Source organism: Anaeromyxobacter terrae (assembly GCF_022690685.1).
GTDB classification, from domain to species: Bacteria; Myxococcota; Myxococcia; order Myxococcales; family Anaeromyxobacteraceae; genus Anaeromyxobacter; species Anaeromyxobacter terrae.
In genome coordinates this window covers 1-13,848 of sequence record NZ_JALCYY010000094.1, presented here as the reverse complement: position 1 = coordinate 13,848, position 13,848 = coordinate 1, and the positions used below count along the sequence as shown (strand labels likewise).

The 13,848-nt window shown below is 75.9% G+C and carries 9 protein-coding genes and 1 rRNA gene; 9 read left to right on the top strand and 1 reads right to left on the bottom strand.

Features of this window, described 5'->3' with window-relative positions:
* From rrf to MNY62_RS24050, 3 genes are all read left to right on the top strand, one after another.
* Positions 1-72: ribosomal RNA gene (gene rrf / locus MNY62_RS25780) — 5S ribosomal RNA — on the top strand; the annotation flags it as partial.
* Between the two features lie 115 nt (positions 73-187).
* Positions 188-1,066 carry an S-methyl-5'-thioadenosine phosphorylase gene (gene mtnP, locus MNY62_RS24055; RefSeq protein WP_242346872.1) on the top strand — a complete coding sequence of 293 codons (879 nt, stop codon included), beginning with the start codon at positions 188-190 and terminating at the stop codon, positions 1,064-1,066.
* Positions 1,067-1,141: 75 nt separating this feature from the next.
* Positions 1,142-3,100: an ABC-F family ATP-binding cassette domain-containing protein gene (locus MNY62_RS24050; RefSeq protein WP_242346871.1), complete on the top strand. Its 1,959-nt coding sequence runs from the start codon at positions 1,142-1,144 to the stop codon at positions 3,098-3,100.
* Between the two features lie 181 nt (positions 3,101-3,281).
* Here MNY62_RS24050 and MNY62_RS24045 read toward each other — a convergent pair whose 3' ends face one another.
* Positions 3,282-5,324: a CotH kinase family protein gene (locus MNY62_RS24045; RefSeq protein ID WP_242346870.1), complete on the bottom strand. Its 2,043-nt coding sequence runs from the start codon at positions 5,322-5,324 to the stop codon at positions 3,282-3,284.
* A gap of 362 nt (positions 5,325-5,686) precedes the next feature.
* On the opposite strand from MNY62_RS24045, the gene MNY62_RS24040 reads away from it, so the two are divergent.
* The 6 genes from MNY62_RS24040 to MNY62_RS24015 form a co-directional block, all read left to right on the top strand.
* Positions 5,687-6,982 (top strand): OprO/OprP family phosphate-selective porin, encoded by a 1,296-nt coding sequence (locus MNY62_RS24040; RefSeq protein ID WP_242346869.1) that lies wholly within the window; start codon positions 5,687-5,689, stop codon positions 6,980-6,982.
* A gap of 7 nt (positions 6,983-6,989) precedes the next feature.
* Positions 6,990-7,676, top strand: coding sequence for a VTC domain-containing protein (locus tag MNY62_RS24035; protein ID WP_242346868.1), 687 nt, complete (start codon positions 6,990-6,992; stop codon positions 7,674-7,676).
* A gap of 3 nt (positions 7,677-7,679) precedes the next feature.
* A complete protein-coding gene (locus tag MNY62_RS24030) occupies positions 7,680-9,389 on the top strand; it encodes a dTMP kinase (protein ID WP_242346867.1) in 1,710 nt (569 codons plus the stop codon).
* Positions 9,377-9,907, top strand: a complete 531-nt coding sequence (locus MNY62_RS24025) for a DUF4956 domain-containing protein (RefSeq protein ID WP_332842515.1) — start codon at positions 9,377-9,379, stop codon at positions 9,905-9,907. The genes MNY62_RS24030 and MNY62_RS24025 overlap by 13 nt, the downstream gene beginning before the upstream one ends.
* A complete protein-coding gene (locus MNY62_RS24020) occupies positions 9,907-10,575 on the top strand; it encodes a hypothetical protein (RefSeq protein WP_242346866.1) in 669 nt (222 codons plus the stop codon). Before MNY62_RS24025 ends, MNY62_RS24020 begins: the two co-directional genes overlap by 1 nt.
* Before the next feature lie 224 nt (positions 10,576-10,799).
* The coding region (locus MNY62_RS24015; protein ID WP_408629105.1) for a tetratricopeptide repeat protein at positions 10,800-13,848 on the top strand (3,049 nt) is incomplete at its 3' end.

The following is a 13,848-nucleotide window of genomic DNA, read 5'->3' as shown; positions in this document are numbered from 1 at the left end:
ACGGTAGTTAAGCCCACCAGAGCCGATGGTACTGCACCGGAAGCGGTGTGGGAGAGTAGGTCGCTGCCGCATCTTTTTTGGCCCGCTGGCGCAATTCGCGCCGGCGGGCTTTTTTCTTTTTCGGCGCCGAGGCGCGCCGCGGCTCCTACCCGTTCCGGGTAGACTGTCTCCTCCGAGGAGGACGCGAATGGCTCGAGTGGTCGTCGGGGTGATCGGCGGTACGGGGCTCGGCGAGGCGCTCGGGGCGCTCGGCGCCGGCGAGACGCGTGAGGTCGAGACGCCCTTCGGGCGCCCCTCCGGGCCCATCACGCTCACCGAGGTGAGCGGCGTCCCCGTGGCGCTCCTGTCCCGCCACGGCGACGGGCACATGCGGAGTCCGTCGGCCGTGCCGTACCGCGCCAACATCTGGGCGCTCAAGTCGCTCGGCGTGACTCACGTTCTCGCGAGCGGCGCGTGCGGCAGCCTCCGCGAGGAGGTCGCGCCGAAGCACCTCGTCATCCCGGACCAGGTGATCGACCGGACGTTCCGGCGGGCGGGGACGTTCTTCGACGACCTCGCCGTCCACGTCGAGCTCGCCGCGCCCTTCTGCAACACGCTCCGCAACGTCCTCGTGAAGGCGGGCACCGGGTTCCCCGCGCGCATCCACCAGGGCGGCACCTACGTGTGCATGGAGGGGCCGCAGTTCTCCACGCGCGCGGAGAGCGAGCTGCACCGGAGCTGGGGCGCGTCGCTCATCGGGATGACGCTCATGCCGGAGGCGAAGCTCGCCCGCGAGGCCGAGCTCTGCTACGCGGCCGTCGCGCTCCCCACCGACTACGACTGCTGGAAGCCGCACCCGGCCACGCTCGACCAGGCGAAGCTCATCGAGGAGATCCTCGGGAACGTGAAGGCGGCGACGCAGAACGCGCTCGAGCTCATCCGGCGCGCGATCCCGCAGGTCGCGGCGATCGAGAAGCCGTGCGCGTGCCAGTCCGCGCTCGCGCTCGCGATCTGGTCCGACCGCTCGCGGCTCCCCGCGGAGACCCGGCAGAAGCTCGCGCTGCTCCTCGGCAAGTACCTCGGGTAGGAGCTCGGGCGGCGGTCGCGGGACCTTCGATCGCCGCGCCCGGCGAGGCCGCCTGCCCGGTGGTATGAAGTCGCGGTGACGCTCCTCCACGCCGCTTCGCTCCGGCTCGCCTTCGGCAGCCGCACCGTCTTCGACGGCCTCTCCCTCACGATCGAGGAGGGCGAGCGGGTCGGGCTCGTGGGCGTGAACGGCTCGGGGAAGTCGTCGCTCATGCGGATGCTCGCGCGGGCGGCGGAGCCGGACGCCGGCGAGGTGCAGCTCCGCCGGGGCGCGCTCGTCACCTACCTGCCGCAGGAGCCCACGTTTCCCGATGGCGCGACGGTCGCGTCCGAGCTCGAGGTCGCGCGCGCGCCGCTCCGCGCCGCCATCGACGCGCACGCGGCGCTCTCCGCCCGACTCTCGGCCGAGCACGACGTCGCGGCGCACGATCGTCTCCTCGCGGAGCTCGCGCAGCTCTCGGACCGCATCGACCAGCTCGGCGGATGGGACACGGCGCACGAGGCGCGGCGGCTGCTGGAACGACTCGGCGTGAAGGACTGGGATCGGCCGGTCGCGGAGCTCTCGGGCGGCACGCGCAAGCGCGTCGCGCTCGCGCGGGCGCTGCTCACCCATCCCGACCTCCTCCTCCTCGACGAGCCGACGAACCACCTCGACGCCGACACCGTCGACTGGCTCGAGGAGGAGATCGATCGGCTGAAGGGCGCGCTGCTCCTCGTCACCCACGACCGCTACTTCCTCGACGATCTCGTCGACCGCATCGTCGAGATCTCGCCGGGGGCCGGCGTCACGAGCTACCCGGGGAACTACGAGGCCTACCTCGAGCAGAAGCTCGTGGCCGAGGAGCAGGGCTCGCTCGCGGAGCACAAGCGGCAGCGCTGGATCGCGCAGGAGGTCGCCTGGCTCCGCCGCGGGGTGGAGGCCCGGCGGACGAAGTCGAAGGCGCGCATCGAGCGGGCGCGGAGGCTCATGGCCGAGCGCGGCGCGGATCGGCCGCGCGTCCCGGAGCTGCAGCTCGCGGCGACGCCGCGGCTCTCGCAGACCGTGCTCGAGGGTCACGACCTCGTGAAGCGCTTCGGCGAGCGGCAGGTCCTCGCGGGCGTGAGCCTCACGGTCCAGCGCGGCGAGCGGATCGGCATCGTCGGCCCGAACGGCGCGGGCAAGACGACGTTCCTGCGGGTCCTGCTCGGCGAGCTGGCGCCCGACGGCGGCCGCGTCGTCGTCGGCGTGCGCACGCGGGTCGCGTACCACGACCAGGGGCGCGAGGCCCTCGATCCGGAGCAGACGGTCTACGAGGCCGCGGGCGGGAGCCGGGACGGCACGCGCGGGGAGGACTTCGTCGAGCTCTCGGGCCGCCGCGTCGCGCTCCGCGACTACCTCGACGACCTCCTCTTCCCGCCCACCGTCCAGCGCATGCAGGTGAAGGCGCTCTCGGGCGGCGAGCGGAACCGGCTGCTCCTCGCGCGGGCGTTCCTCGCCGGCGCGAACGTCCTCGTGCTGGACGAGCCCACGAACGACCTCGATCTCGTCACGCTCAACGTGCTCGAGCGGCTGCTCCTCGGCTTCGACGGCGCCGTCCTGCTCGTCACGCACGACCGCTACTTCCTCGACAAGGTCGCGACCGCGATCCTCGCCTTCGAGGGGGAGGGGAGGGCGGTCCGTTACGAGGGCAACTACGAGACGTACCGCACGCTGAAGGGGCAGGCCGAGGCGGCCGCGCGCTCGGAGGCCGCGCCCGCGCGCGCGGAGGTCCGGGCGGCGTCGCCGGCGCCGCGCGCGTCGCCGAAGGTCGAGCGCGCCCGCAGGCCGGGGAAGCTCTCGTTCAAGGAGCAGCGAGAGCTCGAGGGCATGGAGGCGGCGATCCTCGCGGCCGAGGAGCGGAAGGCCGCGCTCGAGGGGGCGCTCTCGGATCCCGCCACCTACCAGAAGGACGGCGCCGCGGTCGGCGGCATGCGCGACGCGCTCGCCGCGGCGGGGGTCGAGGTCGAGCGGCTGTACGCGCGCTGGCAGGAGCTCGAGGCCCTGCGCGGCGCGTGACACCGGGCCTGCGTCCTTCGACGTCTGCCTGCTGCGCAGGCCGACGCCGAGGATGAGCGGGCGGCGTCTCCTCGCCTGGGCGCTCGTCTTCTTCGAGCCCTCGGAGGCGGCCGATGCGGTGCACCTCGACGCGCGTCGCTGCGGTGGCCCGCGCCGGCTCCGTCTCCTGCGCCTCGCGCCGCTACCGCCACCCCCACGTCTCGGCGCCGTCGGGGATCCGCGCGTACGTCCTGCCGCCGAGCGGCGCGTAGAAGGTCGCGTCGAGCGGGAGCTGCGTGGTCGCGTCGAAGACGCCGACCTCGCCGCCGTCCGCGCCGGGGGTGAACGGGAGCGTGATCTTCCCGTGGGCGGGCACGACCGTGCCCGAGGGGAGCGGGCCCTGCAGCCGATCGCGGAGATCGGGAGTGAGGGTGAGGCCGCCGAGATCGCGGGGCGCGTCCTCGCGGTTGTAGAGCTCGAGGAACCCGGGCCCGACGGCGTTCACGACGAGGCCGCCCTCTCCCCGATGCCGCTCGGTGGGGATCTCGCCCCGGAGGAACCCCGTGCGGCGCGTCACGTACTCCTCGAGGAACCGCACGGACGCCGCGGCGAGAGCCTGATCCACCCACGGATCGCGCTGCAGCGGCTCTGCGATGAGGGCGTGGAGCGCCTCGATCCGCGGGAACGCCTGCGCGGGCGAGAACACGCCGTCGAGCATCTTCTCGACCTCGTCGAGCACCCGGTTGCGGAGGGCGGGCGCGTCCCAGAGCCGCTGGAACAGCACCACGAACGGCGGATGCGCGCTGACGCCGTAGCGCTGCGACTTGTCGGCCGCGACCCCCAGGGTGGCGGGATCGTACAGCGTGTAGGTGGGGATCGCGTCGTGCCAGTTCGGCGTCGCCGTCGCCGTGAGCCCGCGCCAGTACACCATCCGCGCGTTGTTGAGATCCCACGGCACGAACGACCACTTGCCCGTCGCGGCGTCGTGGACGAGGTAGCTGCCCGAGTCGTCGATGCCCGACCAGCTGACGAGGATCGCGACCGCGTACATGCGGACCAGGCGATCCACGTCGAAGTGCTGCTCGAGCCAGGCGGGGAACTCGTGCTCGGGCGTCCGGTTCAGCTCGCGCAGGAACGTCCAGAGATCGTCCCAGGGCTGCGTCTCGTTCGTCTCCTTCTCCCACTGGCCCTGGTAGGACGCCGGCGGGGAGAGCTTCATCTCGCAGTCGCGGAGCCCGCAGCGGTACGTCGTCGAGTCCTCGTGGAACCCGTGGTCGCGGAGGAAGTGCTTGTCGTCGGCCTCCTGCACCTCGACGTAGACGCCCTGGTGCTCGCCGTTCACGTCGAGGGTGATGAAGCGCCACCGCGGCGAGCGGACGCCGGCGCCCAGCAGGAGGCCGTAGGCGAACGGGTCGGAGAGGTAGCCGCCGTCGAGGTACTCGGCGAGGTAGTTGCGCGTCCTCGTGGTCCACGATCCCGTTCCGGGCGCCCCGGCGTGGGTCTCGCCGCTCGTGGGGTGGCGCGTCTTCCAGCTGTGCTTCGGGTGCTCGCGCGCGCCGTCGCCGCGCTGCCGGAGCTCGACGTCGTACCAGGTGCCGCCGAGGTACAGCTGCCCCGGGGCCCACACCTTGCTCCACAGCTGGTAGACGATGTCCGCCGTCGAGGGCGGGAAGGTGATCGCGAGCGGCTCGACCTTGCCCTGCAGCGCCGGCCAGGTGACGACCTCGGGAGGACGGTCCGCCGGAGTGCCGGGGGTGCCGCAGTCCCCGCACGTCGGAGGATCTCCGGGAGGCGGATCGACCTTCGGGAGGGGCGGGGCGTCGGCGTTGCAGCCGAGGAGCACGGTGGCGAGGCACGCCGCGACGGAGAGGCGAGAGCACATGCTCGCGTGCTGCTGCAACGCGCGCGCCCCCGGGGCCGCGGTGTCACGGCGGCGCCGCGGGAGGCCGCGCTCGGGTCGCGAACCGTCGTTCCGCGCGCGCGGTCGACGCAGCCGACCGTCGTCGAACGCTCGCCGTCGCAGCTCGTCCGAGGACCGTCCCCGGCCCTCCGCGGTGTCCGTCGCGCCGGGCGTGCGGAGGGTGCCGGTCGCGTGGACCCTCCCCTCGAGCTCGACGCGGGAGGCGAAGACGCTCCCGACGGGCAGGCCGTCGAGCCTGACCCCATGGTGCGCCGTGCCGGGGCTCTCCCCCACCACCGTCCCGCCGCCCCCGAGCTCCGGGACCACGCGTACGGCCGCCGGCACGTCGGTATTCAGCTCGCGAGCGAGGCGTGCGCCGAGGCCGGCTGCAGGAAGGGGCCGCGCGTGAGGGCGGCGGCCGACACGAGGCCCGGCAGCACGATCGTGGTGGGGGCGATCAGCCGGGCGAGCATGCGCAAGCAGGCTTCCTCTCGCCGCCCCACGTCGGGCCGCCCGTTCGAAGGTTCGATCCGGAGCCGGAGAACAGGAGGAGCGGCGCGATCCATGCCCCCGAGCGCGTCGGCGGCAAAGCCGCCCGCGTTCAGTCGATGGGAAAAGCGTTTCCACTCCGAGGAACGCCGTGGCACCGCGCGGCTGCATGCCCGGGCGTCGAGCGGTGGGCACCCCCGTTGCACCTAGAGCTGGCCGTGAAACCAGCACGTCACTCCCTCGTCACGCTCGCCGTCGCCCTCGCGGTCACCCTGGGGCGCTCCCGCGGTGCGTACGCCGAGGAGCCCGCTCCACAGCCAGCCCCAGATGCGGGCGCGCCGGAGACGACGCGCCAGGAGGCCCCGCCGCTCGGGGCGGCAGGTGCACCGGCGGTAGAGCAGGCCTCCGGAGGACAGGCTGGCGAGCAGGCCTCGCAGGGCGGGGAGGCAGCCGCGGATCCGGTGGTCGTGCCTGCGAGCACCGCCGCCGCGCGTCCGGCGCACGCGAGGCCGGTTCCGCTCGCGCGCAGCCCGCGCTCGCCGGCGCCCGCCCCGCCCGCCGCGGCCGAGACACCGGCCGCACCGGCGGCCGCGGCCGAGCCGGCGCGCGGGACGCGCATCACGGTGCCGCTCGACGTCGAGGTGCACGGGCGCCTCTACATGGGCGTCGCGGCCGACGAGCGCGACGACTGGACGCGCCGCCTCGACATGACCTCCGCCCGCATCAGCGTCGAGGCGCGGCTGCCCGGCGTGCTCACGGTGCTCGAGGCGGATGTCGCCTCGAAGACGCCCATCAAGGACGCGTTCGCGCGCCTCGACGGACCGTTCGCGACGCGCCTCCAGGCCGGGCGCTTCAAGGCGCCGTTCTCGGCGCGCCAGCTCGAGTCGAGCTGGAAGCTGCCGCTCGTCGATCGCGGTCTCGTGAACGGGTACCTCGTGAAGGACAACGAGCTCGGAGGTCGCCGCCTCGGCGCGACCGCCGGGGTGCGCCCCTGGAGCGGACGGCTCGAGCTCGTGGGCGGGGTGTTCGTCGGCGAGCGGAGCGCCTTCGGCGGGCAGAACAAGGCGCAGGACCTCGCGGCGCGCGCGTCGGCGCATCCCTGGAAGCCCTTCGAGCTGGGCGTCACCGCGTACCGCGCGGGCTCGAGCGACGCGCTCGTCCCGGTGCGTCAGGCCGCGAGCGCGTACGCGCAGCTCTCGCGCGGGCCGCTCGACGCGACCGTCGAGGGCTTCGGCGGGAAGCTCGACGCCGGCACCTTCACGGCGGGCACCGCGCTCGTCGGCTGGACCTTCAAGCTCGGGGAGGCGAGGCGGCTGCGGGTGACACCCGTCGCGGGCGCGGAGGTGCTCGAGCTGCGCGGGACGACCCGGGGGGTCGGGTACTCCGCCATCGGAGGGGCGGTGCTGGCGTGGACCGAAGGACTCAAGGTGAAGCTGCAGGGAGAGCGTGCGCGCCGCCCCGGTGACGAGGTGCCCGGGAACGCGCTGGCGATGCAGATCGCCACGAGGTTCTGAGGAAGCGATGATCACTCACCCACTCGCGGAGAGCGGCATCACGAACCTTCGCAGGGAGGTGAAGCTCCTGCTCGACCGGGACGAGGCGGACTCGGTCGCGGGCGCGCTCGCGCGGTACGTCCTGCCGCTGGAGAGCCGCGTCGTCTCGGTCTACTTCGACTCGCCGGGGGGGACGCTCGCGCTGCGCGCCGCCGCGTCGCCGGACGACTGCGTCAAGGTTCGCGCCAAGGCGTACGAGCCCGATCGGAGCGGCGAGTCCGGGCGCGTCGTCCTCGAGGTGAAGCGGGAGCGGGCCGGGATCACGAGCAAGGAGCGGATCTGGCTGCAGCGCGCCGAGGTCCGCGGGGTGATCGCCCGCTCGCTCGCGTCCACGTTCGGGGCGCTCGCGCCCGTGGTCGCGACCTCGTACCGGCGCCGCGTCTATCAGACGACGGCGCACTGGCGGGTGACGGTCGACGACGGGCTCACGTTCCACCCCGCGGCCTGGTCGCTCTTCTCGGACGGGGCCCCGCCCTGGAACGGCGGCCTCGGACCCGCGTACGGGGCGGAGCCGCGCGTCGTGGTCGAGCTGAAGTTCGGGCCGGAGGGACTGCCGCGGTGGCTCGCCCACCTCGGCCGGGCCCGCGGCACCACCTACTCGAAGTTCGCGGCGGCGATCGGGCGAGGCGCCGACGATCGCTCCACGGGGGCATGACGGGTGTTCGTCTCTTTCGAAGGCATCGACGGGAGCGGCAAGACCACCCTCTCGAACCTGGTCTGCGAGCGGCTGCGGGCGGCGGGGCACCCCGTCCTGCACGCGCGCGAGAAGGGCGTGCTCGCCTCCGGCGTGGCGCGGCGGGTTCGCGAGCTGACGCGCGACGCGCGCCTGCTCGAGATGTCCGCGCGGACGGAGCTCTTCCTGAACCTCGCGCGGGAGACGCAGCAGCTCGACGAGATCGTGCGGCCCGCCCTCGCGGACGGCCGGGTCGTGATCGCCGACCGCAGCCTCCACTCGCTCGTCGCGCTCGCCGCGGCCGGGCGCGGCCTGCCGCGCGACGAGGTCGAGGCGGCGGTGCGCGTGGGCGCGGGCGGCACGTGGCCGGACCTCATCGTGCTCGTCGACGTCGATCCGGATCTGGCTCGCCTGCGCAAGCGGGTCGGGAAGATCCTCGAGGGCCGGGACGGCGACGCCGAGTCGCGAAAGGGGCTCGCCGGCGCCGGCCTGCAGGTGCGCATCCGGCGGCACCTCCGCGCCGAGGCGGAGCGCGACCCGGCGCGCTGGATCGTGACGTCGAACGAGGGCCGCCCGCTCGCTGCGCTCGCCGACGAGGTCGCGGGCGCGATCCTCTCGCGCGTGGCGCCACGGACCGCGTTCGTCCCCCCGGCGCGCCGGGGACCGGGGAGCGCCCGCGCCTCCGCGGTCGAGGCCGAGGCCTCGCCCGAGCAGGTCGCCGTGCGGTTCCGGGCGGCGGTCGCCGCGCTCGCAGCGGCGGAGCCGCACCTCGCCGCGTTCCTCCTCGCCGGCATCCCCGGGGCCGCGGAGCACGCGCTGCGCGTGTCGCTCGCCCCTCGCGCCCCCCGCCTCGTCGCGCGGAGCCTCCACGGCCTCGCGGACCCCGGCGCCTTCGCGCTCCGGCGCGCGCTCGCCGGGGAGGCTCCGGCCGACGTCCTCGAGAGCCTCGGCGACGAGCCTTCGGCGGAGGCGATGTCGCTGCGCGAGCTCCTGCTCGACGCCGCGCCCGAGGCGGCGCTCGCCGGGCTCGCCCGGAACGACTCGCCGGAGGCGTGGGAGCTCCGGGCGCGCGGGCTCGAGCGCGGCGCCATCGCCGGCGTCCTCGATGGCCTCGCCGGCGTGGACGATCCCGACGCGTGGGCGCTCCGGGGGGAGGGCCTGCGTCGCGAGCTCCTCGTCCCGGTCGCGCGGAGCCTCGCCGGGCTCGCGGGTCCCCGCGCGGACGCGCTCCGGGTCGCGCTCGCCGACCGCGACCGGCTGGCGGCGCTGCGCTCCACGGCGGGGGTGGACGGCCCGGTGGCGCGCGAGCTGCGGGAGCGGCTCTTCGAGCACGCCGCGAAGCGGGTGCTGCGCTCGCTCACCGGGATCGACGCACCGTACGCGTGGGCGCTGCGCGAGCGCGCGCTGCCGGCGACGAAGGAGGCGCTCGACTCGGTGGACGGGATGGATCACCCGCGCGCGTGGGCGCTGCGGGAGGCGGGCGTCGAGCTCTGGCCCACGACCGCCGTCTCCTCGCTCCGCGAGCTCGCGCTCCGCGAGCGGGGGCGCGAGCTCGTCGCGCGGGCGCTCCGCACCGCGCCGGGGAGCCTCCCGGTGCTGCGCAACGCGCACGCGGCGTTCTCGGGCGCGGCGCTCGCCCTCACCGCGCCCGGTGCCGCGCTCGCGCGGCAGGAGGAGGAGGCATGTTCGATCTGACGACGGTTGCCGCGGAGGGAGGCGTGGACCTCGCCGCCCTGAGGGTCGGCGAGCTCGCGCCGCGGTTCGGCGCCGCGCTCGTCATCGGCACGGTGCTCGCGGTTCGCCCGTGGCGGTACGTCATGGGCCGGCCGCCGCCGCGCCCCGAGATGGCGCAGGCGCAGATCCTGCTCTGCGTCGCCGCCACGATCATCACCATCGTCATCGGCAACAGCCTCGCGAAGGCGTTCGGGCTCGTCGGCCTCGGGAGCTTCGTCCGGTTCCGCTCGGGCCTCAAGGACCCTCGCGACGCGGCCGTGCTCTTCCTCGTCATCGGGCTCGGCATGGCGTGCGGTCACGGCAGCCTCCCGCTCGCCTTCTCCGGCGCGGCGTTCGCGTGCGTGCTCCTCGCCGGGCTCGATCTGTTCAAGGTCCCCGACGCGCCGGCCGCCCCCGAGGCGGAAGCGCGCCATCCCGGGGCGACGCCGATCGAGATCCGGCCCGCCCCTGCGCCCGCACCCTCGAAGGAGATCGCCTGATGTTCCGCCGCCTGCTCCCCCTCGCCGCCGCCGCGCTCGCCGCCTGCGGCGGAGGCGCCATCACGAACGACCCGCAGCCGCCCGCCCCTCCCGGGGAGAAGAACCTCGCGCCGCTCGCCACCGGCGCGCGCTGGAGCTATCGCGTCACCGACCCGCTGCTCGACGCGCCGTTCGAGAAGACGGTCGAGGTCGTCGGGCCGCAGCAGGTGCCGGGGTCCACCGAGTCGGCGGTCCTCGTCGTCGACACCGAGCCCACCCAGGAGGAGCGCGGCTGGCTCGTCGAGAAGGACGGGTTCGTCCTGAGGGCCCGCGAGGAGGACCGCAAGGCGGGCCTGCTCGTGCGCACCACCACCTGGTCGCCGTCCGCGCCGAAGACCCTCTCTGCCTCGGCGCCCGTCGGCTCCGTGTACGAGGCGACCGTGCTCGAGCACGAGGAGCACGCGGACGGCACCTTCACGGAGAAGAACCAGACGTACCGGTTCACCGTGATCGCGAAGGACGTCCAGGTCACCGTGCCGGCGGGCACCTTCACCTGCCTGCAGGTCGCACGCGTCCGGCTGGACAAGGTGGGCTCCGATCGCACTTACTGGCTCGCCCCGAACGTCGGGAAGGTGCGCGAGGAGGGCGAGCGGACCGAGGAGCTCGTCCAGTACACGCCGGCTCCGTGAGGCGTGCGGGAGCCTCCACTCCCGGCGAATGCGGGCGGGCGGGCGGGGCGCCGAGCGCGGGGTTGCCGCCTTGGGAGGGCCGATATCGCGGCGCCTATGTAGGCAACCGCCCGTAAGGGCTGGGAAATCTGGCGGTCGGAACGTTGACCCCCTCGCGAGGCGAGCCCTATACTTCCGGGCCGTCGGCGCTTTCCCGGGCCCTCCTCTCGCCGAGCGTACCCACCTTGAGCGCACCCTCCCTGGACGAGCAGATCCGGTCGCATCTCGAGACGCTGGAGGCCGCGCCCGGCGATCCCGGCGCGTTCGAGGCGCTCGAGGCGCTCTACGAGCAGGCCGCGCGCTGGGAAGACCTCGTCTCGCTGTACGAGGGGAGGGCGCGCCTCGTCCCCGAGCCCGGCGCGCCGCTCCTCGCCAAGGCGGCTGCGCTCGCGAGCACGAAGCTCCGCAACGTGGCCCGGGCGGAGGAGCTCTACCAGCAGCTCCTCCGGAGCGATCCGGCCGAGCCCGCCGCGCTCGCCGCGCTCACCCAGCTCCTCGAGGACCGCCCCGAGGGGCGGGCGCTCGCGCGGGTCGGGCTGCGGGCGGCGGGGGCGGGGGAGCCCGCGGGGGCCGCGCGCCTCACCCTGCGGCTCGGCGCGCTGCACGAGGAGCGGCTCGGACGGCGCGATCGCGCCGCGCTCCTGTACGCCCGCGCCTGCCGCCACGACCCCGGGCTCGCGGAGGCGCGCGCCCGCGGGGTCGCCTCGTTCGCCGCGCTCCGCCACTTCGCGCAGGCGAAGCGGCTCCTCGACGAGGCCCGGGAGGCCGGCGCGGACGGGGTGGCGCTCGCCGCCGAGTACGCCCTCCTCGCCGCACGGCTCGTCGACGAGCCGCTCGAGCACGGCCTCGCGGCCGACGCGGTCATCGAGGCGGTCGCGCTCGACCGCGCCGCGCCCGGCGCGGCGGAGATCCGCGAGCGCCTGCGGGCGTTCCCGCGCGCCTGGCGCGAGGAGGCGCGGGCGCTCGAGAAGCGCGTCCCGCAGGCGCGCGATCGCCGCGAGGCGGCCACGCTCCAGCTCCGCCTCGCGCAGCTCCACCTCGCCTACGACCCGGAGGGCGTGAAGCGCGCGCTCGAGCGGATCGACCGCGCCTGGGCGCTCCTGCCGGGCGACCCGGCCGCGCTCGACCTCCTCGCCCGCGTCCACGCCGAGAAGGGCGATCACCGCGCGCACGCCGACGCGCTCGCGCGGCTCGCGACGCAGACCCGGGACCGGGCCGCGCTCGTCGCGCTGCACCTCGAGATGGCGCGCGTCGACGTCATCCGCTTCGCCGACGCGGACAGCGCGCTCGTCGCGCTCGGGAAGGCGCTCGCGCTCGACCCCGCCTGCGAGCCGGCCGCGCTCCAGGCGTTCGAGCACCACGCCGACGCCGGCCGCTTCGAGGAGGCGCTCGCGACGCTCGAGCGTCACCTCGCCGCGGCGCCCCCGAAGGCCGCCCACGCGCCGCTCCGGGTCCGCGCGGCGCAGCTCGCGCGCGAGCGGCTCGACGACCCGGCCCGCGCCCGGCGCCACCTGGAGGCGGCGCTCCGCGTCGATCCCGGCCACGCGCCCGCCGCCGCGGGGCTCGCGCCGCTGCTGGCGGACGCGGAGGAGTGGACCGCGCTCGCCCAGGTGCTCGAGGCCTCCGCGGGCCTGGAGCGCGACCGGGCCGAGCGGATCCGGCTCCTCGAGCGGCTCGCCGAGGTCCAGCAGGAGCGGCTCGGCCGCCCGAAGGACGCCCTCCGGACGCTCTCCCGCGCCCTCGCCCTCGATCCTTCGCGGGCCGCGACGCGCAAGGCGATGGAGGGCGCCGCCGCGCGGGCCGACGCCTTCCTCGACCTCGTGCGCGCCTACCGCGCCGCCGCGTCGGCGGTGCAGGACGACCTGCGCGCCCGGAAGACGCTGCTCCGCCGGGTGGCGGAGGTCCTCGACCGGGACCTCGGCAAGCCCGAGGAGGCGGTGGGCGCCTGGCGGGCGCTCGCGGAGCTCGACCCCGAGGACCGCGGCGCCTCCGCGGCGCTCGAGGCCTGCATGGCGCGCGCGGGGCAGCAGGTCGAGCTCGCGCGCGAGCTCGAGCAGCGCCGCGACGCGGCGAACGGCGAGGAGCGGCGCGCGCTCTCGGCGCGGCTGGGCGCGCTCTGGCAGGACGCTGCCCAGCCGGAGCGCGCCGCCGCGGCGTGGCGTGACGCGCTCGAGGCGGGCGAGGACGACGCGGCGCTCTGGGGCCTGCACGCGGCGCTCGAGGCGCTCCCCGCCGCCGCGGCCGCCGAGGAGCGGGCCGCGGTCCTCGGCAGGCTCGCGGCGCGGAAGTCGGGCGCCGAGCGCGCCGCGCTCGAGATCGCGCGCGCGGAGCTCCTCGCGGAGCCGCTCGGGCGGCACGCCGAGGCCGTGGAGCTCGCGCTCGCCGTCCTCTCGTCGGGCGGCGTCGGCCCCGCGCAGGGCGACGCGATCGCGCTCCTCGAGCGGCTCCTCGAGCGCGGCGTGGAGCCGCTCCGCGTCGCGCAGGCGCTCGCGCCGGCGTACGCGGCGGCCGGGGACGTCGCCCGCCAGGCAGCCGCGCTCGAGCGGATCGCGCGCGCGCTGCCCGAGGGCGACGCCCGCGAGCGCGCCCGCCATCTCCTCGACGCCTCCGCGCTCCGCGCCGAGCGGCTCGGTGACGCGCGCGGGGCCCTCTCCGCGGCGCTCGCGGCCGTCCGCGCGTGCCCGCAGCACGGCGAGGCGCGCCGCCGCGCCGAGGCCCTCGCCGCGGGCGTCGGCGCGGAGCGCGAGCTGTTCGAGGTCCTCGTCGGGGCCGCCGGCAAGCTCGCCGGCCACCCCGAGGACGAGCGCCCGCTCAGGCTGCGCGCCGCGGCGATCGCCGAGGAAGATCTCGGCGCGTTCGACGACGCCGCGCGCGAGCTCCGCCGCGCCCTCGAGCTCGCCCCGGAGGACGGCGCCGCCCTCGCGGCGCTGACGCGTGTGGCGCTCGCCGCCGAGCGCTGGACCGACGCGGCGGGCCTGCTCGCGGACCGCGCTGCGCGCGCCTCCGGGCCCGAGCGGGCCGCGCTGCTCGCGCAGCGCGCCGCGGTCCTGCACGACGGGCTCGGGGATCCGGCCGCCGCCGTCGAGGCGCTGCGCGAGGCGCTCGCCATCGCCCCGGAGGACGGGCGCCCGCGGCTCCTCGGGCGGCTCGCCGCGGCGCTCGGAGACGCCGGCGACGCCGCGGGGCGGGCCGAGGCGCTGGCGGAGCTGTCGCGCACCGCCGCGGATCCGGCCG